Origin of the sequence: Pseudomonas monachiensis, from assembly GCF_047345015.1 — a bacterium.
Lineage (GTDB): Bacteria > Pseudomonadota > Gammaproteobacteria > Pseudomonadales > Pseudomonadaceae > Aquipseudomonas > Aquipseudomonas monachiensis.
Genome location: NZ_CP178857.1, coordinates 5,308,557 through 5,331,354, shown reverse-complemented (window position 1 = coordinate 5,331,354; position 22,798 = coordinate 5,308,557). Strand labels below are relative to the sequence as shown.

General features: G+C 59.3%; 22 protein-coding genes. 15 read left to right on the top strand and 7 right to left on the bottom strand.

Translation table 11 applies throughout. From position 1 onward, the window contains the following. Positions 1 to 167: 167 nt before the first annotated feature. Both ACMDB8_RS23950 and ACMDB8_RS23945 read right to left on the bottom strand, forming a co-directional pair. Complete coding sequence (locus tag ACMDB8_RS23950; protein WP_409078810.1) at positions 168 to 2,021, bottom strand: DUF4105 domain-containing protein; 1,854 nt, start codon at positions 2,019 to 2,021, stop codon at positions 168 to 170. Between the two features lie 93 nt (positions 2,022 to 2,114). Next, the gene (locus ACMDB8_RS23945) at positions 2,115 to 2,603 is read right to left on the bottom strand and encodes a DUF3015 domain-containing protein (RefSeq protein WP_008052053.1); all 489 of its coding nucleotides are present in this window, start codon (positions 2,601 to 2,603) and stop codon (positions 2,115 to 2,117) included. Positions 2,604 to 2,881: 278 nt separating this feature from the next. Between ACMDB8_RS23945 and ACMDB8_RS23940 the strand changes: the two genes are divergently transcribed. Together ACMDB8_RS23940 and ACMDB8_RS23935 are read left to right on the top strand one after the other, a co-directional pair. Continuing rightward, a complete protein-coding gene (locus ACMDB8_RS23940; RefSeq protein WP_056728717.1) occupies positions 2,882 to 5,320 on the top strand; it encodes a Lon protease family protein in 2,439 nt (812 codons plus the stop codon). A 241-nt stretch (positions 5,321 to 5,561) separates the two neighbouring features. Continuing rightward, complete coding sequence (locus ACMDB8_RS23935) at positions 5,562 to 5,903, top strand: hypothetical protein (RefSeq protein WP_008052055.1); 342 nt, start codon at positions 5,562 to 5,564, stop codon at positions 5,901 to 5,903. 6 nt (positions 5,904 to 5,909) lie between these two features. Here ACMDB8_RS23935 and ACMDB8_RS23930 read toward each other — a convergent pair whose 3' ends face one another. After that, positions 5,910 to 7,739 (bottom strand): hypothetical protein, encoded by a 1,830-nt coding sequence (locus tag ACMDB8_RS23930; RefSeq protein WP_056728715.1) that lies wholly within the window; start codon positions 7,737 to 7,739, stop codon positions 5,910 to 5,912. Positions 7,740 to 7,911: 172 nt separating this feature from the next. On the opposite strand from ACMDB8_RS23930, the gene ACMDB8_RS23925 reads away from it, so the two are divergent. The 3 genes from ACMDB8_RS23925 to ACMDB8_RS23915 all read left to right on the top strand — a co-directional run bounded on the left by ACMDB8_RS23925 (position 7,912) and on the right by ACMDB8_RS23915 (position 9,642). Next, positions 7,912 to 8,400, top strand: coding sequence for a TIGR00645 family protein (locus ACMDB8_RS23925; protein WP_007970904.1), 489 nt, complete (start codon positions 7,912 to 7,914; stop codon positions 8,398 to 8,400). A gap of 212 nt (positions 8,401 to 8,612) precedes the next feature. Continuing rightward, on the top strand, positions 8,613 to 8,903 hold the full coding sequence (locus tag ACMDB8_RS23920; protein ID WP_008052057.1) for a DUF6482 family protein: 291 nt from the start codon (positions 8,613 to 8,615) through the stop codon (positions 8,901 to 8,903). Positions 8,904 to 9,024: 121 nt separating this feature from the next. Further along, on the top strand, positions 9,025 to 9,642 hold the full coding sequence (locus ACMDB8_RS23915) for an FKBP-type peptidyl-prolyl cis-trans isomerase (protein WP_008052058.1): 618 nt from the start codon (positions 9,025 to 9,027) through the stop codon (positions 9,640 to 9,642). Positions 9,643 to 9,776: 134 nt separating this feature from the next. Here the strand turns inward: ACMDB8_RS23915 and ACMDB8_RS23910 are convergent, their stop codons facing one another. The 3 genes from ACMDB8_RS23910 to ACMDB8_RS23900 all read right to left on the bottom strand — a co-directional run bounded on the left by ACMDB8_RS23910 (position 9,777) and on the right by ACMDB8_RS23900 (position 11,734). Continuing rightward, complete coding sequence (locus tag ACMDB8_RS23910) at positions 9,777 to 10,034, bottom strand: hypothetical protein (protein ID WP_008052059.1); 258 nt, start codon at positions 10,032 to 10,034, stop codon at positions 9,777 to 9,779. A 204-nt stretch (positions 10,035 to 10,238) separates the two neighbouring features. Beyond that, a complete protein-coding gene (locus ACMDB8_RS23905) occupies positions 10,239 to 10,580 on the bottom strand; it encodes a zinc ribbon domain-containing protein YjdM (RefSeq protein ID WP_008028840.1) in 342 nt (113 codons plus the stop codon). Between the two features lie 185 nt (positions 10,581 to 10,765). Then, on the bottom strand, positions 10,766 to 11,734 hold the full coding sequence (locus tag ACMDB8_RS23900) for a polyprenyl synthetase family protein (RefSeq protein ID WP_056728713.1): 969 nt from the start codon (positions 11,732 to 11,734) through the stop codon (positions 10,766 to 10,768). A 239-nt stretch (positions 11,735 to 11,973) separates the two neighbouring features. Between ACMDB8_RS23900 and rplU the strand changes: the two genes are divergently transcribed. From rplU to ACMDB8_RS23875, 5 genes are all read left to right on the top strand, one after another. Beyond that, positions 11,974 to 12,288 (top strand): 50S ribosomal protein L21, encoded by a 315-nt coding sequence (rplU, locus tag ACMDB8_RS23895; RefSeq protein ID WP_003176051.1) that lies wholly within the window; start codon positions 11,974 to 11,976, stop codon positions 12,286 to 12,288. 35 nt (positions 12,289 to 12,323) lie between these two features. Next, positions 12,324 to 12,581 (top strand): 50S ribosomal protein L27, encoded by a 258-nt coding sequence (rpmA, locus tag ACMDB8_RS23890; RefSeq protein WP_003281574.1) that lies wholly within the window; start codon positions 12,324 to 12,326, stop codon positions 12,579 to 12,581. 195 nt (positions 12,582 to 12,776) lie between these two features. Further along, positions 12,777 to 14,000, top strand: a complete 1,224-nt coding sequence (gene cgtA, locus ACMDB8_RS23885; RefSeq protein WP_008052064.1) for an Obg family GTPase CgtA — start codon at positions 12,777 to 12,779, stop codon at positions 13,998 to 14,000. A 137-nt stretch (positions 14,001 to 14,137) separates the two neighbouring features. Beyond that, complete coding sequence (proB, locus tag ACMDB8_RS23880) at positions 14,138 to 15,256, top strand: glutamate 5-kinase (RefSeq protein ID WP_056728709.1); 1,119 nt, start codon at positions 14,138 to 14,140, stop codon at positions 15,254 to 15,256. A 12-nt stretch (positions 15,257 to 15,268) separates the two neighbouring features. After that, the gene (locus tag ACMDB8_RS23875) at positions 15,269 to 15,733 is read left to right on the top strand and encodes a CreA family protein (protein ID WP_056728707.1); all 465 of its coding nucleotides are present in this window, start codon (positions 15,269 to 15,271) and stop codon (positions 15,731 to 15,733) included. 122 nt (positions 15,734 to 15,855) lie between these two features. On the opposite strand, the gene rpsT is transcribed toward ACMDB8_RS23875, so the two are convergent. After that, on the bottom strand, positions 15,856 to 16,134 hold the full coding sequence (gene rpsT / locus ACMDB8_RS23870; protein WP_020798646.1) for a 30S ribosomal protein S20: 279 nt from the start codon (positions 16,132 to 16,134) through the stop codon (positions 15,856 to 15,858). Between the two features lie 252 nt (positions 16,135 to 16,386). Here rpsT and murJ point away from each other — a divergent pair, with 252 nt between their 5' ends. From murJ to fkpB, 5 genes are all read left to right on the top strand, one after another. Then, positions 16,387 to 17,925 carry a murein biosynthesis integral membrane protein MurJ gene (gene murJ / locus ACMDB8_RS23865; RefSeq protein WP_056728705.1) on the top strand — a complete coding sequence of 513 codons (1,539 nt, stop codon included), beginning with the start codon at positions 16,387 to 16,389 and terminating at the stop codon, positions 17,923 to 17,925. A gap of 129 nt (positions 17,926 to 18,054) precedes the next feature. Continuing rightward, a complete protein-coding gene (gene ribF / locus ACMDB8_RS23860) occupies positions 18,055 to 18,993 on the top strand; it encodes a bifunctional riboflavin kinase/FAD synthetase (protein WP_056728703.1) in 939 nt (312 codons plus the stop codon). Positions 18,994 to 19,006: 13 nt separating this feature from the next. After that, positions 19,007 to 21,838, top strand: a complete 2,832-nt coding sequence (gene ileS, locus ACMDB8_RS23855) for an isoleucine--tRNA ligase (protein WP_409078809.1) — start codon at positions 19,007 to 19,009, stop codon at positions 21,836 to 21,838. Further along, a complete protein-coding gene (gene lspA / locus ACMDB8_RS23850; protein WP_056728699.1) occupies positions 21,831 to 22,343 on the top strand; it encodes a signal peptidase II in 513 nt (170 codons plus the stop codon). The genes ileS and lspA overlap by 8 nt, the downstream gene beginning before the upstream one ends. A gap of 7 nt (positions 22,344 to 22,350) precedes the next feature. Continuing rightward, a complete protein-coding gene (gene fkpB, locus ACMDB8_RS23845; protein ID WP_172435403.1) occupies positions 22,351 to 22,788 on the top strand; it encodes an FKBP-type peptidyl-prolyl cis-trans isomerase in 438 nt (145 codons plus the stop codon). Positions 22,789 to 22,798 lie beyond the last annotated feature (10 nt).

The following is a 22,798-nucleotide window of genomic DNA, read 5'->3' as shown; positions in this document are numbered from 1 at the left end:
ATTTGTCGGGTGTATGTGAAAGGAGTGCATGCATTTTGTCGAACACCACATAACCCCCTGTGGGAGCGGGCTTGCTCGCGAAAGGGGCGTGTCAGCCAGCATCAATGTTGAGTGGCATATCGCATTCGCGAGCAAGCCCGCTCCCACAGGGTAAGTGGTGTGTCAGGTCAGTAGTGATACCACTTCAGCTCAAGCATCACTTCGTTCTCGGCCGTTGCCAAATGGCTGAACTCACGCTGGGCGCTCAAGCGCAGTCCGAGATTGCGGGATATTTCCCACTGTTGATTCAGGCTCAGGCTGCGGCGCACTTCACCATTGGTGAAAAAGTCGCCCTTGGCTTCCAGGCTCAAATTGCCCAGAGGGTTTTTCCACAGCACACCACTGTTGAACCCGGCGGCCGGGGCAATGAACGCGGCGAAGTCGCTGTTGTGCTCGATACGCACGGTGCCCAGGGCAAAACCGAGCAGGTCATCGCCCAGTTGCCAGGTGCCGCCACCACCGCCGTTGACATGGCTGACCAGGGTCTGGTCATCGTGCTTGCCCGGCACCCGCTCCAGGCCACCAGTGACTTGCCATGACAGCGGTTGCAGCAATTCGTTACGCGGGGTCAGGGAGCGAATGGTCGCCAGGTCCAGTTGCTGCACTTGCCAGTCATTGCCTTCGTACTGACGCAGTTTCAATTGCAGGATTTCGATCTGCGCGCCAAGGGGAAAGCTTTCGTTGTTGTCATTGAGGTCGTGATAAGCCATGCGCAAGCCGTACTCGCCAAAGGCTTTATCTCCACGGGTGCCGAGGCCGAGCTGCCAGGTGCGGGACTCGTGACCGTCTTCAGGCAGGCCCGGTTGCGGAATCTCCAGCTCCGGTGCCGGGTTCTGGTTGATTGCCCGCAGCAGTTCGAAGCTGCGCTGGGCGCGCGCCGGGTCGCGCTCCTGGCCATTGGCGCGGTAACGCTCCAGACGATAGGCCGCATCGATAATCAGCGCCTGACGGTCGCGGGGTTGCGCCTTGAATACCGGGTCCTGCAATTGTTTCTGATCGGCGCTGACTTTCAGCACCCATTGCTGCTCTTCAGGGTTCAACGGCTCGGCGCAGCTGAGCAACTCGCGCTCCCGGGACGGACGATACTGGATCGATTCCACCAGCCCAGCCGCTTTCACGGCTTTGACGGTGTCGGTCGGGATGGCCGTGAGCGGGAATTGCTCGGTCAGGCGCAGGCCCGGGCGGGCCACTTGCAGCAGTTCCAGCAAGCGGTACGAGCAGTTTTCGTCGAAGAAGAAATAGTCGAACTTGATCTGCTTGAGCTCCCAGACATGCTCGACCATGCGCGCGGTTTCCTGCCGGGTCAGGTTCAGGCGGTACTCCCACAGGTCGCGGTTTTCCAGGCTGCGGTATTCCGAGAGTTTTTCCTGGTAGGGCACCATCGCGAACAGGCCGGGATAGCCGCCCATCAGGCCTTTCCAGGCATAGATGATGCTGTTGTCCGAGCCCTCGATGTAGGCGCCGAAGTTGATCGCGTAACTGAGCAGCGAAGTCTTGTCGCTCTTCACTTCGGCCTGGTCAATGCGCAACAGGGTATGGCCGAACATCGAGGACGGGCTGTTCAAGTAGGCCGCCGGGAAGATCATCACCGCGCTGTCGGGCGAGACGTCCTTGAACCATTGCTTGAATTCGGCGCAGTCCGGCGTTGGCAGGCCGGTCAGGCCGAGTTGTTCTTTCAGCCAGCGGGTGCGGGCCGGGTAGGCGCATTGAGCGTGTGTTTCACCGGCACTGGCCGGGGCATACAAGGCTTGTACAGTCGCCGCCAGTTCATGGTCCGGATGTTCATTGCCGTCAGCGGCGAGGAAAAATTTCCGGTCACTGACATAGCTGCGCCAGCCACCGAGCTTGGCGGTTTCGTAATGGCCCAGGGAGATCCAGAAAGGGTCGTTGGCCAGTTGCTGCAAACGTTGTGGATCGATGTGAGGCGCGGCGGACAGCGGGGCGCAGACACACAGCGCCAGCCAGGCAAGGCGTTTGAGCATAGAGGGCAACTTAAATACCTGAGAAAAAGACCCAAAGAGGGGCAGGTCCAAAAAATAAAACCCGCTTCCCGAAAGAAGCGGGGCGGGTCGAGCTTAAGCCTGAGTCGCGTACTTGGCCAGACGAGGGTCGGCTTTGAGCACGGCCAGGGTGTTGGTATGCACGTCTTCTGCAGTCACGTCAGCCTTGCTGAAGATCTGCTGGAAGTGCTCGTGAGTGACGGCGGCGAAGTGCGCACGGTCTTCCGGCGCCACGCCCAGTACCACGGCATAGGTGGTCAGCGCTTCGCCCTGACCCTTGGCCATGTCTTCGGACAGTTCGTTCATCATGCCATTCATGGCAAACCAGGATTTGCCGCCATAGGTCAGCGCCGAATTGGTTGCGCAACCGTTGGTGCCTGAGGTCATGCCGAAGGTTGCGTTGCCGGAGGTGCCGTTGGTGGTGGATGCCAGGAAGTGAGCTGGAGTACCACGCTGGCCTTCGAACAGCATGTTACCCCAACCGCAATCCGGACCGCCTGGCGCTTGCGCCATGGCATTGATGGATACAGCGGTGAAGAGAGTACCAAGAAGAATCCGTTTCATAGCTTTGTTCTCTTTGTGTGCATACCAATAGACAAGGGAGTCTGGCCCGTTCCGGTGCCAGTGGGCCGGGCATTAGCCCAGCCGCGCAGTTTGGAGTTTAGGCACGATCACGGGGTTCCGTGATTTTTTGCAAAACATTCATGGGAAACACCGGCGCAAGCCCGGCCCGCCTGGGGTTGGCCGATTGACAATGCTCAGGCCTGCGGCGCTCCTTGCCAGTCGGGCATGGGCAGCGCCAGAATGCTGCCATCTGCCCCGCCTGATTGTAAGGAAGCCCGATGCCTGATCCTGTTGCTGCCAGCTTGCGTCTAGCGCCCGAAGCGCTGACCCGTCCGTTTTCCGCTGAACAGTTCAGCTTCTCTACCACCAATGATCTGGAGCCCTTTCGCGGTGTGCTTGGCCAGGAACGTGCGGTCGAAGCCTTGCAGTTCGGTGTGGCCATGCCACGCCCCGGTTACAACGTATTCGTCATGGGCGAGCCCGGCACCGGCCGGTTCTCGTTCGTCAAACGCTACCTCAAGGCCGAAGGCAAGCGCCTGCAGACCCCGGCGGACTGGGTCTATGTCAACAACTTCGATGAACCGCGCGAACCACGTGCCCTGGAGTTGCCGTCGGGCACTGCCGGTAACTTCATTGGCGATATCAACGTTTTGATCGACAACCTGCTGGCGACATTTCCGGCAGTCTTCGAGCATCCGTCCTACCAGCAGAAGAAAAGCAGCATCGACCGCGCCTTCAACCAGCGCTACGACAAGGCCCTTGACGTCATCGAGCGTCTGGCCCTGGAAAAGGAAGTCGCGCTCTACCGCGACGCCAGCAATATTGCCTTCACCCCGATGAGCGATGGCAAGGCGTTGGACGAGGCTGAATTCGCCCAGTTGCCGGAAGCCGAGCGCGAGCGCTTTCACGAAGATATTTCGGCACTGGAGGAGCGCCTGAACGAAGAGCTCGCCAGCCTGCCGCAATGGAAGCGCGAATCGAGCAACCAGCTGCGTCATCTGAACGAAGAAACCATCACCCTGGCCTTGCAGCCATTGTTGTCGCCACTGTCGGAGAAGTACGCCGAGAACGCGGCGGTCTGCGGTTATCTGCAAGCGATGCAGGTGTACTTGCTCAAGACCGTGGTCGAGCAACTGGTGGACGACAGCAAGACCGACGCTGTCGCCCGCAAGTTGCTGGAAGAACAATACGCGCCGAGCCTGGTGGTCGGTCACTCGGCCAGCGGCGGTGCGCCGGTGGTGTTCGAGCCGCACCCGACCTATGAAAACCTTTTCGGTCGCATCGAATACAGCACCGATCAGGGCGCGCTGTACACCACCTACCGCCAACTGCGACCGGGTGCCTTGCACCGGGCCAATGGCGGTTTCCTGATCCTTGAAGCGGACAAAATGCTCAGCGAGCCGTTCGTGTGGGACGCGCTGAAACGCGCCCTGCAATCGCGCAAGCTGAAAATGGAGTCACCGCTGGGTGAACTGGGGCGTCTGGCCACCGTGACCCTGACACCGCAACACATACCGTTGCAGGTCAAGGTCGTCATCATCGGTGCCCGTCAGCTGTATTACACGCTGCAAGACCTCGATCCGGACTTCCAGGAGATGTTCCGCGTCCTGGTGGATTTCGACGAAGACATCCCGATGGTCGACGAGAGCCTGGAGCAGTTCGCCCAGTTGCTCAAGACCCGTACTTCCGAGGAAGGCATGGCACCGCTGACAGCCGATGCGGTGGCACGCCTGGCGACCTACAGTGCGCGTCTGGCCGAGCATCAGGGGCGTTTGTCGGCGCGTATCGGTGATTTGTTTCAACTGGTCAGCGAGGCGGATTTCATTCGTCACCTGGCTGGCGATGAAATGACCGACGCCGGGCACATCGAACGTGCGCTCAAGGCCAAGGCCACGCGGACCGGGCGGGTGTCGGCGCGGATTCTCGACGACATGCTGGCCGGGATCATCCTGATCGACACTGACGGCGCGGCGGTCGGCAAGTGCAACGGCTTGACCGTTCTGGAGGTCGGTGACTCGGCCTTCGGCGTGCCGGCGCGGATTTCCGCCACGGTGTACCCCGGCGGCAGCGGTATTGTCGACATCGAGCGTGAGGTCAACCTCGGCCAGCCAATCCACTCCAAAGGCGTGATGATCCTTACCGGTTATCTGGGCAGCCGCTACGCCCAGGAGTTTCCGCTGGCGATTTCCGCGAGCATCGCCCTGGAGCAATCCTACGGTTATGTCGATGGCGACAGTGCTTCCCTGGGCGAGGCCTGCACCCTGATCTCGGCCTTGTCGAAAACCCCGCTCAAGCAGTGCTTCGCCATCACCGGTTCGATCAATCAGTTCGGCGAAGTGCAGGCGGTTGGCGGGGTCAACGAGAAGATCGAGGGCTTCTTCCGTCTGTGCGAAGCCCGCGGCTTGACCGGCGAGCAGGGGGCAATCATTCCTCACGCCAACGTCGCGACCCTGATGCTCGACGAGAAGGTGCTGACGGCAGTGCGTGCGGGGCAGTTCCATGTCTACGCGGTCCGTCAGGCCGACGAAGCCTTGAGCTTGCTGGTCGGCGAACCGGCCGGCGAGCCGGACGAAAATGGCGAGTTTCCTGAAGGCAGCGTGAACGCGCGAGTCGTGGAGCGCCTGCGGGTTATCGCGGAAATGATCAGTGAGGATGATCTCAAGGAAGCCGAGAAGGAGTTGGCGCAAGAGGCATTGGCGGAAACCAAACCGGCTTGATGCAGTAACCCATGTGGGAGCGGCGCACCGCCGCTCCCACATTTGTTTGTGTGAATACTGGAAAAGCGTCGTCGAAATGACGTCAATATTCACACTATGACCATTCGGCGCCTTTCGGTCTCGCCCTGGCCTGCAAGCCGGACTTTTCTTCTATTCTCTGCTCAAGGATATCGACGTAATCACAGGATCGAAACAGCCTTCCCATGGGGGCTGAATACCGGATCTACCGAGGGTCGCCGCCATGTCGCGCAACCTCTGCCTTACCCGTCAATGCCTGGGCCTTGTGACCCGTATCGAATGTGCCATCCGTCCATTGGCGGGAGATACGGGCATGTGGACTCTGCTGTTCGCCGCCGGAATGGCCGGTGAGCAACCTTCGGCCATCAAGGCCCAAGGCCCGTTTCATGGTCCGTTCGTCGCTGAATCAATCCTCGACACCATCGTTGAAAGCCTGACCCTGCACGGCTACGAATTGGCCGACGATCCGCAAATCTGGTGCCTGCACCTGCAAGCCCAACTGCGGGAAATCAATGGTGGTCGCTGCCGGAACATGGGCGGTTTCGAGTTTCACCCTGAGCACTGAGTGGCACTATTGATCAAGGCGCGTCATGTCGGCCTTGTCGAGTTTGACTTCGAAACCATATTGCACGGTGGCGAGGTCAGTGCGCTGGTAGGTTTCCAGGCGCGTAGGCTGCCCATAGAAATAATGCACGGCAAACTGCGCCGGACCCTGTGTGCTCGCGCCATGGCTGACCGATAGAATCTCCTTCAAGTAATTACCGCTGTCGTCCTTGGCGAAAAAGCGCCAGTCCTGTGCGGGAAATGCCTTCAGGTCCACCACCAGTGCATTGTCTTTGAGCGCGAGGCCCTTGGGCAGTTGACGGGCATCGACGGTTTGCTTGTCGACCGCGGCCAGGAACAGCGGCATCGAGCCCACCGCATAGGCCGGAGTCTGCGGAAACAGATTCAGGTCGTAAGTGATGGTGCCGCGCAGGGGGTCGATCTGGTACGCCTCTGACGGCAGTTCGATCGGCTCGTCGCGTTTTCCAAGCGTGTCTTCGGTAAAGAAGCTCACCGGACTTTCGCCGGGGTTGAACGATGTGCCGAGCAGTTCATCGTTGAAGGTGCGCAGGTGAGTGAATTCGATTCGCGCAGCGCTGGGGTCGTCGACCGACTGACTGATGCTGACGTTCTTTTTCAGTTGATCCTCACTCAGCGTTGCCCCTTTCAGCCAGCTCGCCGCCTGATCGTCATAGACCACCACGGACAGGTTCAAGGGCTGGATGGACTTGTCCGTGGTATTGGCATCGAAGCGCCGGATCGGCAGGTCGAGGTCCTTTCGGGTGACCGTGACGGCGGAAAAATCCAGCATGCTGACTTCGAGGGTTTCGATTGTCCCGTTGAAGTACACCTTCGAATAATGTCGTGCCTGCTGTTTCTCAAAGTTGCGTTGTTCTTCGTCGAGCTGTTTTTCCAGGGCCTCGCTCCAGCTCTTTTGCTGCTGCATCTTGGCCAGTTGCTGCTGATAGAAGGCAATTTGTACTGAGGTTTCGTTGATTGAGCCGGCGCGCGCGATGAATTGCCCGGTGCTGTCCCTGGCCTGGACGATCAGCGGGTTGAGCGGAGTTTCACTGACTTCGGGGGCCAGCGGCGCGCTGTTGTTGTATTCGATTTCTGCGTAGCTGTTCGTCAATGCCAGCAGGGTGACGCTCAGGTTGTCATTGGTGCGGGTCTGGCCTACGTCCTTTTTCGTCAGGTCGAAGCTGTACAGGCGACGTGGCGCGATGACTTCGACCTTGCCTTGCAGGCTCACCGGTTGCGGTTGTTGCTTTCTGTCGATGTCGAGGCCTTCGATGAAGGGGTAGGCCACGGTCAGGTCATCGGGGTTGGTCAGGTTGGAACTTGATGGGCTGAGCTGAATGCCAGGGTCGGTTTCCGACCATTCCGGCTGGAACGCAATCACCCGTTTGTTGCTCAGCGTGACCGACTGCCATTCCAGGCCATGGGGAAACAAAAACGCTGCAGGAACGCTGAAAGTGAAGGGGAACACTGGTTGCAGATCGGTCAGGTAGTCGGAACTGGAGTCCTTTTGCAGCACGAACAATCCGTTGATGTAGGTGTCGACCAGGGCCTGCGGGTTCGGGTAGTGCTTGAGCATGGCGAGGGCGTCTTCGCCGTATTCGGTTTCCATCGGCTTGCTGTCGAGCTTGAGTTGCGCGCGTTCGAGCAGCAGCAGCGAGCCGCCCAGCTCCGACACGGCATCCTTGAGCTTCGGATCCTGGATGGCGTCCAGCGACTTTTCGAATTGCGCGGTTTTTTCTTCGAGGCTGACCTGGCGTTTTTCGTCGCTGGGCGAGCAGCCGCTCAGCAGCAACGCCAGGCAAATTCCGGCACTCGTCAAAGGCAATCGCACATCCATTTTCCAGTCTTCCTGTCCGACATCACTGAGCAATCAATGATTTGGACACTAGCAGAAAAACTTTGATACACAGGCGCAGGTGGCGGATTTTTCGACGGTTTCTGGCAGCTTCTGGCTATAGGCGGGCGGCTGGTATACTCGCCGCCGTTTTCAGCCCTACTTGTGAGATTCAATGGAACGCTTTATCGAAAATGCAATGTACGCCTCGCGCTGGCTGTTGGCGCCGATCTATTTCGGTCTGTCCCTCGGGCTGTTGGCGCTGGCACTGAAATTCTTCCAGGAAGTCTTCCACGTCATCCCGAACGTGTTTTCGATGGCCGAATCGGACTTGATCCTGGTGCTGCTGTCTTTGATCGACATGGCCCTGGTGGGCGGTTTGCTGGTGATGGTGATGATTTCCGGCTACGAGAACTTCGTCTCGCAACTGGACATCGACGACAGCAAGGAGAAGCTCAACTGGCTGGGCACCATGGACTCTTCGTCGCTGAAGATGAAGGTGGCCGCATCGATCGTGGCGATCTCGTCCATTCACCTGCTGCGCATCTTCATGGACGCCAAGAACGTCGATCCCGAGCATCTGCAGTGGTACGTGATCATCCACATGACCTTCGTGGTCTCGGCATTTGCCATGGGTTACCTGGATAAAGTCACCAAGCACTGATCCGGACCGGCTCCCTTTGTGGCGAGGGAGCTTGCTCCCGCTGGATGGCGAAGTGATCCCGCTTTTTTGGGGCCGCTACGCAGCCCGGCGCGAGCAAGCTCGCTCGCCACAAGCTCCTGCAGTAACAGACAAACGGTCTGGCCAGTGGCTTGTGCTTTGATGCGCCGAAGCCTATCCCTGTAAAGAGGCTCGCTACTGCGTGAGGTGCGCTCATGAACCTGCAAGAGTTGAATGCGTATGCCGTCGCCGGGAAGGTCGATGAGCTGAACCTGATCTCGATGGAGGGCGGGATCTACCTGCTGGAGGCGCGGATGCATGGCACGGCGTATCCCTTGAGCGATACGCGCGGGCACATGATGAGCCTGCGTTCGGTGGAGCATGCCCGTGATGTGCTGCGCTCCTTTCCAAAGTTGCACTTCAATCTTGTGCACACGGTCGTGCATGACGAAATGTGCGGCCTGGTTGCCGATGTGGAGGAAAACCTGAAGGTGCCGATCGCCTGAGGCCCCTCATCAATGGCATGACATCTGTGCTAGTCTGCTGGCCCTTTTGGTTCCGGGCGCTCCGGGACGCGCTGTGCACGCATGGCAAGTTCCCGAGCCGTCCGCACAGCGGAGCAGTGTCATGTCCGAAGTAAATCTGTCCACCGACGAAACCCGCGTCAGCTACGGCATTGGCCGTCAGCTGGGCGACCAACTGCGCGACAACCCGCCACCGGGCGTAAGCCTGGACGCGATCCTGGCAGGTCTGACCGACGCGTTCGCCGGTAAGCCAAGCCGTGTGGGTCAGGAAGAAATGTCCGCCAGCTTCAAAGTCATCCGCGAAATCATGCAGGCCGAAGCTGCAGCCAAGGCTGAAGCGGCTGCTGGCGAAGGCCTGGCCTTCCTGGCTGAAAACGCCAAGCGTGACGGCATCACCACTCTGGCTTCCGGCCTGCAGTTCGAAGTCCTGACCGCTGGTGAAGGCGCCAAGCCATCCCGTGAAGATTCCGTGCGTACTCACTACCACGGCACCCTGATCGACGGCACTGTGTTCGACAGCTCGTACGAGCGCGGCGAGCCTGCGGAATTCCCGGTTGGCGGCGTGATCGCCGGCTGGACCGAAGCCCTGCAACTGATGAACGCCGGCAGCAAATGGCGCCTGTACGTGCCGAGCGAACTGGCTTACGGCGCTCAAGGCGTTGGCAGCATCCCGCCGCACAGCGTACTGGTGTTCGACGTCGAGTTGCTGGACGTTCTGTAATACCCGGCCCGATATGACGTCGGGCTAATGTGGGAGCGAGCCTGCTCGCGAAGACGGAGTGTCAGTCAGCATAAGTGTTGAATGTCAGATCGCTTTCGCGAGCAGGCTCGCTCCCACAGTTTCTTCGGTGATTTTCATATTTCGATCTTGTGGTGCAGTTCACTGTGCGGGCGCAACGCCCGGGCATAGCAGAACAGAAACAGATTACGCACCAGTTCCTTGAGCACCACCGGCTCGCTGGAACTCAGGCCATTGAGATCAAGATCACCCTGGTCCTGCAGTTCACTCAAGGCTTCTTCTTCAAGCACCGCACAGACTTCCCCGGTTTCCCGATGCAGGATCCTGAGGTAAGGGTGTGGGCGGTCCAGCCAGGCATCGATCAAGTAAGTCATGGTTCTCATCTCCATTGAAGGGCTTTATGAGAATAATTCTTATTCATCAAATAGCAAGGGTCTATTGGCGGTTTGCGCTTTTTTCCGGGTAAAGATTGCGTCAGGTCAAATCGACTGGCGTTTGGCTATTGCGAGGATTTACTGGGTGAAGCGGGGAGGGTGAGACGCCATCCCACGCCGGGCGCGGGATGGGTAACAGCAGGCTCAGACTTTTCTGACGAACTCGGACTTGAGTTTCATCGGGCCGATGCCGTCGATCTTGCAATCGATGTCGTGATCACCATCGCACAAGCGGATGTTCTTGACCTTGGTGCCGACCTTGACCACCAAAGACGTACCCTTGACCTTGAGGTCCTTGATCACGGTGATGGTGTCGCCGTCCTGCAGGACGTTGCCGACCGAATCCTTTTTCACTGCGTCATCGGACGCAGCTTCGGCTTCACCGCTGGCGGACCATTCGTGGGCGCACTCGGGGCAGATCAGCTGGGCGCCGTCTTCATAGGTGTATTCGGAATTGCATTTTGGGCAGGGTGGCAACGTGCTCACTAAGGCTCCTTGGATTCAGGATCGTTAAAAGCGCACATTATATAGGGTTTTAGCGGGGAGGGGGTGCAGCGTGGAAGAACCTGTGGGAGCGGGCTTGCTCGCGAAGACGGAATGACATTCAACATCTCTGTCGACTGTCACGCCGCATTCGCGAGCAAGCCCGCTCCCACAAGGGATATTCGTGGTCAGTGCGTACGCGCGACCGCGAACTCGCTCAGTTCAACCAGTGCATCACGGTACTCGCTGGCAGGCAGCGCTTCGAGGCACTTGATCGCACGGGCCACATAGTCACGGGCCAGTTGCGCGGTGTACTCCAGCGAGCCCGAGGCTTCCACGGCTTCGCGGATGCTTTCCAGGTCTTCGATCCCGCCTTTCTGGATCGCCTTGCGCACCAAGGCGGCCTGTTCCGGCGTACCTTCGCGCATGGTGTAGATCAGCGGCAGGGTCGGCTTGCCTTCGGCCAGGTCGTCACCGACGTTCTTGCCCAGGGTTTCGGCATCGCCTTTGTAGTCGAGCAGGTCATCGACCAGCTGGAAGGCCACGCCCAGGTGATCACCGAATGTACGCAGGGCTTCGGACTGTTCCGGCGAGGCCTGGCACAGGGCGGCGGCACTGTGGGTCGAGGCTTCGAAGAGCATCGCGGTCTTGCCGCGGATGACTTCCATGTAGGTTTCTTCGGTGGTGCTGGCGTCACGAACCTTCGACAGCTGCAACACTTCGCCTTCGGCGATGATGCGCGTGGCTTGCGAAAGGATCTTCATCACCGGCATCGAGCCCAGTTCGACCATCATTTCGAACGAGCGCGAATACAGGAAGTCGCCGACCAGTACGCTGGGCGCGTTGCCCCACATGGCATTGGCGGTCGAGCGGCCACGGCGCATGCCGGACATGTCGACCACGTCGTCATGCAGCAGGGTAGCGGTGTGCAGGAACTCGATGGTCGCGGCCAGCAGGCGCAGTTCGTCGCCCTCACGGCCAAGAGCCTTGCCACACAACAGCACCAATAAAGGACGCAGGCGTTTGCCGCCGGCCGAGGTAATGTAATCGCCGATTTTCGATACCAGCGGCACTCGGGAAGTCAGCTGCTTCTTGATGATGCCGTCGACGGCGCTAAAATCGTCCGCGACCGCGCGGTAGAAAGCTTGGGGTTGCATCAGCGACAGTCGCTCCAGAAGGGTTGCGCGGCATGCTAGGACCCACGCTTGCAGGTGTCAAGGCGCGATGGACGGCCCCTTGCAAGGCGCTCGTGCCTTGCGTACAATCGCGCACCCTGAACTTCCTGGGCAGCACCTGCCTTACGCAATTGCAAGCGGGCCTCCAGCCCAATGCAGCCATGCCAGCCAATACCTCTTCTTATAAAGAGCTGGGTGAGCAGGATTATCGGAGAAATACCATGTCTTATGCAGTAATCGTTACTGGCGGCAAGCAGTACAAAGTCGCCCCAGGTGAATACCTGAAGATCGAAAAACTGGAAATCGCTACCGGCGAATCCGTTACCTTTGATCGCGTTCTGTTGGTTGCCAATGGCGACGACGTGAATATCGGCGCTCCAGTTGTTGCTGGCGCTACCGTTGTGGCTGAAGTGATCTCCCAAGGTCGTCACGATAAAGTCCGCATCATCAAGTTCCGTCGCCGTAAGCACCACATGAAGCGTATGGGCCACCGCCAGTGGTACACCGAGATCAAAATCACCGGTATTCAGGCTTAATTACAGCCTAATTCCTCACTAGGAGAATTGAACTCATGGCACACAAAAAAGCTGGTGGTAGTACCCGTAACGGTCGCGACTCAGAAGCCAAACGCCTTGGCGTGAAGATGTATGGCGGCCAGGCTATCAAAGCAGGCAACATCATCGTGCGTCAGCGCGGCACCCAATTCCACGCTGGCTACGGCGTTGGCATGGGTAAAGATCACACCCTCTTCGCTAAAGTCGAAGGCGTGATCAAGTTCGAAGTAAAAGGCGCCTTCGGTCGTCGTTACGTGAGCGTAGTCGCAGCTTAATTGCGCGATCGCTGGAAAAGCCCTGTCTCGCGACGGGGCTTTTTCGTTTGTGGGGTGAGTCTCTTGCAAAGCTGTTTGTATGGGCTGTCGGCGTACGATGTAGGTATCGTGGTTCAGGGTCGCTGCGCTCATTTTTGCAAGAGTCTTATGTCTTGATTGTTTTTCGGCTCGTCCGTATGGCGAGAGGCGTTTGTTATGAAGTTTGTTGATGAAGTATCGATTCGCGTAAAGGCTGGTGATGGCGGCAATGGCGCCATGAGTTTCCGTCGGGAAAAATTTATCGAGAACGGTGGCCCGAACGGCGGTGATGGCGGTGACGGCGGTTCCATCTACATGATGGCCGACGAAAACCTCAACACCCTGGTGGACTACCGTTACACCCGGCACTTCGATGCCGAGCGTGGCTCCAACGGCGGCAGCACCGACTGCACCGGCAAGAAGGGTGAAGACCTGATCCTGCGCGTTCCGGTCGGCACCACGGTGATCGACTCCGCGACTCAGGAAGTCATCGGCGACCTGACCAAGGCCGGTCAGAAGTTGATGGTAGTGCAGGGCGGCTGGCACGGTCTGGGTAACACCCGTTTCAAATCCAGTACCAACCGCGCGCCGCGCCAGACCACTCCGGGCAAGCCGGGTGAGCAGCGCGACCTGAAGCTGGAAATGAAAGTACTGGCTGATGTCGGTCTGCTGGGCTTGCCGAACGCTGGTAAAAGTACCTTTATTCGTTCGGTTTCGGCTGCCAAGCCGAAAGTTGCCGACTACCCGTTCACCACGCTGGTGCCGAACCTGGGTGTGGTCAGCGTCGATCGCTGGAAGAGCTTCGTCATTGCCGATATTCCGGGTTTGATCGAGGGTGCTTCCGAAGGTGCTGGCCTGGGCATTCGCTTCCTCAAGCACTTGGCGCGCACGCGTCTGCTGCTGCACCTCGTGGACATGGCGCCGCTGGATGACGCCAGCGCACCGGATGCCGCTGAAGTGATCGTCAACGAGCTGATCAAGTTCAGCCCGTCCCTGGCGGAGCGTGATCGCTGGCTGGTCCTGAACAAGTGCGACCAGATCCTTGATGAAGAGCACGATGCTCGCGTCAAGGAAATCGTTGATCGCCTGGAATGGACGGGTCCGGTCTACGTGATTTCGGCCATCTCCAAGCTTGGTACCGAGCGTCTGTGCCACGACATCATGCGTTACATGGAAGATCGTGCTGATCGCCTGGCCAATGACCCGGCCTACAAGGAAGAGCTGGCCGATCTCGATCAGCGCATCGAAGATGAAGCTCGCGCGCAGCTGCAGGCGCTGGATGACAAGCGTGCCCTGCGTCGCAGCGGCGTGAAGTCGGTCCACGACATCGGCGACGATGATTGGGACGAAGAAGATGTGGATGACGAAGACGGTCCGGAAATCATTTACGTGCGTGACTGATTCGTTGCGATAAACTTAAGCGCCGCTCAATCGAGCGGCGTTTTGGTATCTGGAAATCGATTGTTGGTCACGAGTAACCACGAATAACGTCACGGGCAGTGCTAGGTCGCGTTGCCCTCAAGCTAAGGTTGAAGATGATGCGGAGCAAGGTGACAGGTGCGCAGCGTTGGGTCGTGAAGATCGGCAGCGCTTTGCTGACGGCGGACGGCAAAGGCCTGGATCGCGCGGCAATGGGTGTCTGGGTTGAGCAGATGGTGGCCTTGCATGAGGCGGGTGTCGAACTGGTGCTGGTGTCCTCCGGGGCGGTGGCGGCCGGCATGAGCCGTTTGGGCTGGACCTCGCGACCCAGTGCGATGCACGAGCTTCAGGCTGCCGCCGCAATCGGTCAGATGGGGTTGGTGCAGGCCTGGGAGTCGAGCTTTGCCGAGCATGGCCGGCATACCGCGCAGATTCTCCTGACTCACGACGACTTGTCCGATCGCAAGCGCTACCTGAACGCCCGCAGCACCTTGCGTGCGCTGGTCGAGCTGAAGGTTATTCCGGTGATCAACGAGAATGACACCGTGGTCACCGACGAAATCCGTTTTGGCGACAACGACACGCTCGCGGCGCTGGTGGCGAATCTGGTCGAGGCTGACCTGTTGGTGATCCTGACGGATCGCGACGGCATGTTCGACGCCGATCCGCGCAATAATCCGGATGCCCAGCTGATTTACGAGGCGCGTGCCGATGATCCGGCGCTCGATGCGGTGGCGGGCGGTACTGGTGGTGCGCTGGGGCGTGGCGGCATGCAGACCAAGTTGCGTGCTGCGCGTCTGGCGGCCCGTTCCGGCGCTCACACCATCATCGTTGGTGGGCGCATCGAGCGTGTGCTGGATCGCCTCAAGGCGGGCGAGCGCATCGGCACCTTGCTGTCGCCGGAGCGCGGCATGCTGGCGGCGCGCAAGCAGTGGCTGGCCGGTCATCTGCAAACCCGTGGCACTCTGGTGCTGGATGCGGGTGCAGTGATGGCGTTGTCCCAGGGCAACAAAAGTTTGCTGCCGGTTGGGGTCAAGTTGGTCCAGGGCAGCTTCCGTCGCGGTGAGATGGTGGTCTGCGTGGCGCCTGACGGTCGTGAAATTGCCCGTGGCCTGGCCAACTACAGTGCGCTGGAAGCGCAAAAAATCATCGGTCAGTCGTCCGAGGCGATTGTCGGTCTGTTGGGTTACATGGCGGAACCGGAACTGGTTCACCGCGATAACCTGATCCTGGTCTGAAGGAATACCTGAATGCGCGTGGCAAAAGGGTTGTTGGGGTTGCTGTTGGCGATGCCGCTGTTGGCTTCGGCCGAAGAGATTGGTCAGGTGTCGACGGTGTTCAAGTTCGTCGGGCCGAATGACCGGATCGTGGTCGAGGCCTTTGATGATCCCAAGGTTGATGGTGTGACCTGCTATCTGTCGCGCGCCAAGACCGGTGGGGTGAAGGGGGGTCTTGGTTTGGCCGAGGATCGTGCTGAAGCGTCTATCGCTTGCCGGCAGGTCGGGCCTATCAGCTTCAAGGGTGAGCTCAAGGATGGCGACGAGGTGTTCAAGGAGCGCACGTCCCTGGTGTTCAAGACCATGCAGGTGGTGCGTTTCCTCGACAAGAAGCGTAATACGCTGGTGTATCTGGTGTACAGCGATCGCCTGATCGAGGGCAGTCCGCAGAATGCGGTGACGGCGATTCCGATTTTGCCGTGGGCCCACACTCAGTAATTTCACACAATCAGAGTTGTGGGGGCGAGCAGGCTCGCTCTCACATTTTTTTGCGTCGAATTCACTGAATCGCAGGCAATAAAAAACCGACCCTGAGGTCGGTTTTTTAATGAACGAGTCGCTTAGGCAGCAGCGGCAACGTTCAGGGCCTTAACGTGGCCATTCAAACGGCTCTTATGGCGAGCAGCCTTGTTCTTGTGGATGATGCCTTTATCGGCCATACGGTCGATAACTGGCACAGCCAGAACGTATGCAGCTTGAGCTTTTTCAGCGTCTTTTGCGTCGATGGCCTTAACTACATTCTTGATGTAGGTACGAACCATGGAACGCAGGCTGGCGTTGTGGCTGCGACGCTTCTCAGCCTGTTTTGCACGTTTTTTGGCGGAAGGTGAGTTGGCCACCGTCGAGCTCCTCGAAAGACTTTTTAGGAAATAGCAAACAAAATAGGCCGCGAATCATGCCGATGAGTTGAGGTCTTGTCAAGGGCGGTTGAGACGTTCCGCTAAGTGGTAGGTGAAGCAAGCTTGGAGATTTCTTTCCAGCGTGCGACCTGTAAACTCGCGAGCTTTGGCTCTGTGCTGTTGCGGCGCGGAGTATCGCATAAGTAGGCGCGTAGTTCGCCTGCTGTTTATCGACAGGCACAAACTCTTTCCATGAATCTGCTCAAATCGTTGGCCGCCGTCAGCTCTATCACGATGCTTTCCCGGGTTCTGGGGTTTGTTCGCGACACCCTCATTGCGCGAACATTTGGCGCGGGAATGGCGACTGACGCCTTCTTTATCGCCTTCAAATTGCCCAATCTGTTGCGGCGGATCTTTGCCGAAGGGGCGTTTTCCCAGGCATTCGTGCCGATTCTTGCAGAATACAAAAGCCAGAAGGGTGAAGAGGCGACCCGCACATTCATTGCCTATGTCTCGGGCCTGCTGACGCTGGTACTGGCGCTGGTCACGGTGTTGGGCATGATCGCCGCGCCGTGGGTCATCTGGGTCACTGCGCCGGGTTTTACCGATACCCCGGAAAAATTCGAGCTCACTTCCAGCCTGTTGCGGGTGACCTTTCCCTACATATTGCTGATTTCCCTGTCGTCGCTGGCGGGCGCGATCCTCAACACCTGGAACCGTTTTTCGGTCCCGGCATTCGTGCCGACGCTGCTCAACGTCAGCATGATTATTTTTGCGTTGTTCCTCACGCCGTACTTCGATCCGCCCGTAATGGCGCTCGGCTGGGCGGTTCTGGCAGGTGGCCTGGCGCAGTTGCTCTACCAGCTGCCGCACCTGAAAAAAATCGGCATGCTGGTGCTGCCGCGCCTGAGCCTGCGCGACACCGGCGTCTGGCGCGTAATGAAGCAGATGCTGCCAGCCATCCTCGGTGTCTCGGTGAGTCAGATCTCGCTGATCATCAACACCATCTTCGCTTCGTTCCTGGTTGCCGGGTCCGTGTCCTGGATGTACTACGCCGACCGCTTGATGGAACTGCCTTCCGGCGTGCTGGGCGTGGCGTTGGGGACGATTCTGTTGCCGACCCTGGCCAAGACCTACGCCAGCAAGGATCGTCACGAATACTCGCGCATCCTCGATTGGGGCCTGCGCCTATGCTTCGTGCTGGTATTGCCTTGCGCCCTGGCGCTGGGGATTCTGGCCGAGCCGTTGACGGTTTCGCTGTTCCAGTACGGTCAGTTCGATGCCCATGATGCGGCGATGACCCAGCGCGCGTTGATCGCCTACTCCGTCGGTTTGCTCGGGATTATCGTGATCAAAGTGCTGGCGCCGGGCTTTTATGCGCAACAAAACATCCGCACGCCGGTAAAAATCGCGATTTTCACCCTGGTGGTCACCCAGCTGTTCAACCTGATGTTGATCGGACCGCTGGCCCACGCCGGCCTGGCTCTGGCTATCAGCGCTGGTGCCTGCTTGAATGCGGGGTTGCTGTTCTATCAACTGCGCAAGCAGCAGATGTACCAGCCACAACCGGGCTGGGCGAAGTTCGGCTTGAAACTGGTGATCGCGGTATCGGTGATGTCGGGCGTATTGCTGGCCGGGATGCATTTCATGCCGGCCTGGGGCGAGGGGCAGATGCTTGAGCGTTTCCTGCGCCTGGGTGCCTTGGTCGTTGCCGGTGTGGTGGCTTATTTCGGCATGTTAGTGTTGATGGGCTTTCGTTTGCGCGACTTCAATCGCAAGGCGCTGGGCTGAGGTTCTGGCCTCGATAAACACGGGCGAGCCGGCGGTTTTGTCGGCTCGATCACTTTGGGTTACGGTGTTGCCTGTCGTCGGCCGCCGGGTGTGGTTATAATCGACCACTTTATGAGCAAGAAGCGCGTTATGCAGCTGGTTCGAGGCCTCCACAATCTGCGCCCCCAGCATCGGGGCTGTGTCGCCACTATTGGCAACTTTGACGGTGTTCACCGTGGCCACCAGGCTATCCTGGCGCGCCTGCGTGAGCGTGCGCTCGAGTTGGGCGTGCCCAGTTGCGTGGTGATTTTCGAGCCGCAGCCGCGGGAGTTCTTCGCTCCGGACACCGCGCCGGCCCGTCTGGCCCGCCTGCGGGACAAGCTGCAATTGTTGGCCGCCGAAGGCGTCGACCGTGTGCTTTGCCTGGCTTTCAACCAGCGCCTGAGCAAGCTCAGTGCCAGTGAATTCGTCGATACCATTCTGGTGGATGGCCTTGGCGTGCAGCATCTGGAGGTCGGTGACGACTTCCGTTTCGGCTGTGACCGCGCGGGAGATTTCGATTTCCTGCTACAGGCAGGCACCCTTCAGGGTTTTACCGTCGAAGCGGCACAAACCGTCGAACTCGATGGCATCCGGGTCAGCAGCACGCAAGTTCGAAATGCCCTGGCCGCCGCGGATTTCGCCCTGGCCGAACGCCTGCTCGGGCGGCCGTACCGGATCGCCGGTCGCGTATTGCATGGCCAGAAGCTGGCCCGGCAGTTGGGTACGCCCACTGCCAATATTCAACTCAAGCGCCGTCGCGTGCCGCTCACCGGGGTTTACCTGGTGGATGTCGAGATCGACGGCAAGACCTGGCCCGGCGTCGCCAACATTGGCGTGCGGCCCACGGTTCAAGGTGATGGCAAAGCCCACCTGGAAGTGCATCTTTTAGATTTTGCCGGCGATCTGTATGACCGGCGTTTAACGGTGGTTTTCCACCACAAGCTGCGCGAAGAGCAGCGTTTCGCCTCTCTGGAGGCGTTGAAAACGGCGATCAACGCGGATGTCGCCGCCGCCCGTGCACTAGCCGCACCTAGCGCCCATCGCTAATGAAGAGCCTTAAATGACCGACTATAAAGCCACGCTAAACCTTCCGGACACCGCCTTCCCAATGAAGGCCGGCCTGCCACAGCGCGAACCGCAGATCCTGCAGCGCTGGGACAGTATTGGCCTGTACGGAAAGTTGCGCGAGATTGGCAAGGATCGTCCGAAGTTCGTATTGCACGACGGCCCTCCGTACGCCAACGGCTCGATTCACATCGGTCATGCGCTGAACAAGATTCTCAAGGACATGATCATCCGTTCGAAGACCCTGTCGGGCTTCGACGCGCCTTATGTTCCGGGCTGGGACTGCCACGGCCTGCCGATCGAGCACAAGGTCGAAGTGACCCACGGCAAGAACCTGGGCGCGGACAAGACCCGCGAACTGTGCCGGGCCTACGCCACCGAGCAGATCGAAGGGCAGAAGTCCGAGTTCATCCGTCTCGGCGTGCTGGGCGACTTCGCCAACCCGTACAAGACCATGGACTTCAAGAACGAGGCCGGTGAAATCCGTGCCTTGGCCGAAATCGTCAAGGGTGGTTTCGTGTTCAAGGGCCTGAAGCCTGTGAACTGGTGTTTCGACTGCGGTTCGGCCCTGGCCGAAGCGGAAGTCGAGTACGAGAACAAGAAGTCCTCGACCATCGACGTGGCGTTCCCGATTGCCGATGAAGCCCAACTGGCTGCCGCCTTCGGCCTGCCATCGCTGGCCAAGCCTGCCTCGATCGTGATCTGGACCACCACCCCGTGGACCATCCCGGCCAACCAGGCGTTGAACGTTCACCCGGAATTCAACTACGCCCTGGTCGACGTCGGCGACAAGCTGCTGGTACTGGCTGAAGAGCTGGTCGAGTCGTGCCTGGTGCGCTACTCGCTGGAAGGTTCGGTCATTGCGACCACCACCGGTAAAGCGCTGGAGCTGATCAACTTCCGTCACCCGTTCTACGACCGTCTGTCGCCGGTTTACCTGGCCGACTACGTTGAACTGGGCGCCGGCACCGGTGTGGTTCACTCCGCTCCGGCCTACGGTGTGGACGACTTCGTGACCTGCAAGAAGTACGGCATGGTCAACGATGACATCCTCAATCCGGTCCAAAGCAACGGCGTGTACGCGACCTCGCTGGAATTCTTCGGCGGCCAGTTCATCTGGAAGGCCAACCCGGCCATCGTCGACAAGCTGACCGAAGTCGGTGCGCTGCTGCACACCACTATCATCGAACACAGCTACATGCACTGCTGGCGCCACAAGACCCCGCTGATCTACCGCGCCACCGCGCAGTGGTTCATCGGTATGGACAAGCAGCCGACCACCGGCGACACCCTGCGTCAGCGCTCGCTCAAAGCCATCGAAGAAACACAGTTCGTTCCGGCCTGGGGTCAGGCGCGCCTGCACTCGATGATCGCCAACCGCCCGGACTGGTGCATTTCCCGCCAGCGCAACTGGGGCGTGCCGATCCCGTTCTTCCTGAACAAGGAAAGCGGCGAGCTGCACCCACGTACCGTCGAGCTGATGGAAATCGTGGCCAAGCGCGTTGAAGTCGAAGGCATCGAGGCCTGGTTCAAGCTGGACGCCGCCGAGTTGCTGGGCGATGAAGCGCCGCAGTACGACAAGATCAGCGACACCCTGGACGTCTGGTTCGACTCGGGCACCACGCACTGGCACGTCCTGCGCGGTTCGCACCCGATGGGCCACGAAACCGGCCCGCGCGCCGACCTGTACCTGGAAGGTTCGGACCAACACCGTGGCTGGTTCCACTCGTCGCTGCTGACCGGTTGCGCCATCGACAATCACGCGCCGTATCGCGAGCTGCTGACCCACGGCTTCACCGTCGACGAGTCCGGCCGCAAGATGTCCAAGTCCCTGGGCAACGTGATTGCTCCGCAGAAAGTCAACGACACCCTGGGCGCCGACATCATGCGTCTGTGGGTCGCTTCGACCGACTATTCGGGCGAAATGGCGGTTTCCGAGCAGATCCTGCAACGCAGTGCGGACGCCTACCGGCGTATCCGTAATACCGCGCGCTTCCTGCTTTCGAACCTGACCGGTTTCAACCCGGCCACCGACCTGCTGCCGGCCGAAGAAATGCTGGCTCTGGACCGTTGGGCCGTGGACCGTACCCTGCTGCTGCAGCGCGAGCTGCAAGAGCACTACGGCGAATACCGCTTCTGGAACGTGTACTCGAAGATCCACAACTTCTGCGTGCAGGAACTGGGCGGCTTCTACCTCGACATCATCAAGGACCGTCAGTACACCACTGGCGCGAACAGCAAGGCCCGCCGTTCGGCGCAAACCGCGCTGTTTCACATCTGCGAAGCGCTGGTTCGCTGGATCGCACCGATCCTGGCCTTCACCGCTGACGAGCTGTGGCAATACCTGCCGGGTGAGCGTAACGAATCGGTGATGCTCAACACCTGGTACGAAGGCCTGACCGAATTGCCGGAAGGCTTCGAACTGGGTCGCGCGTATTGGGACCGGATCATGGCCGTGAAGGTTGCGGTCAACAAGGAAATGGAAATCCAGCGTGCCGCCAAGGCCGTCGGTGGCAACCTGCAGGCCGAAGTGACGCTGTTCGCCGAAGACGCACTGACCGCCGACCTGGCCAAACTGAGCAACGAACTGCGCTTCGTACTGATCACTTCGACCGCTGCTGTTGCACCGCTGGTGCAAGCACCGGCCGATGCCGTGGTCACCGAAGTCAGCGGCCTGAAGCTGAAGATCGTCAAGTCGAGCCACGCCAAGTGCGCTCGTTGCTGGCACTGCCGTGAAGACGTCGGCGTGAACCCGGAGCACCCGGAAATCTGCGGCCGTTGCGTCGACAACATCAGCGGCGCTGGCGAGGTCCGTCATTATGCCTAATGCCGTTGGCCGTTTCGGACGGCTGAGCTGGCTTTGGTTGAGTCTGCTGGTCCTGGTCATCGACCAGGCCAGCAAGTTCTACTTTGAAGGCAAGCTCGAGATGTATCAGCAAATCGTGGTGATTCCCGATTTGTTCAGCTGGACCCTGGCCTACAACACTGGCGCGGCGTTCAGCTTCCTGGCTGACAGCTCCGGCTGGCAGCGCTGGCTGTTCGCGTTGATCGCTATCGTGGTCAGTGCGGTGCTGGTGGTGTGGCTCAAGCGTCTGGGCCGCAACGAGACCTGGCTGGCGGTTGCGCTGGCACTGGTGCTCGGTGGCGCGCTGGGCAATCTGTATGACCGCATTGCCCTGGGCCATGTGATCGATTTCATTCTGGTGCATTGGCAGAACCGCTGGCACTTCCCGGCGTTCAACTTTGCCGACAGTGCCATTACTGTTGGTGCTGTCATGCTGGCACTGGATATGTTCAAAAGTAAAAAGACCGGAGAAACCGTTCATGACTGAACAGGTATTGGCTGAACAACGCATCGGCCAGAACACGGAAGTCACCTTGCATTTCGCATTGCGCCTGGAGAACGGCGACACGGTGGACAGCACTTTCGACAAAGCCCCGGCGACCTTCAAGGTCGGTGATGGCAACCTGTTGCCAGGTTTCGAAGCGGCGCTGTTCGGTTTCAAGGCCGGTGACAAGCGTACGCTGAGCATCGAGCCGGAAAACGCTTTCGGCCAGCCGAACCCGCAAAACGTGCAGATCATCCCGCGTTCCCAGTTCCAGGACATGGAACTGTCGCCTGGTTTGCTGGTGATCTTCAACGATGCGGCCAATACTGAATTGCCGGGCGTGGTCAAAGAGTTCGATGACGCGCAAGTGACCATTGACTTCAACCACCCGCTGGCGGGCAAGACCTTGACCTTTGACGTGGAAATCATTTCCGTCAAAGCGCTGTAACTGACCGGAC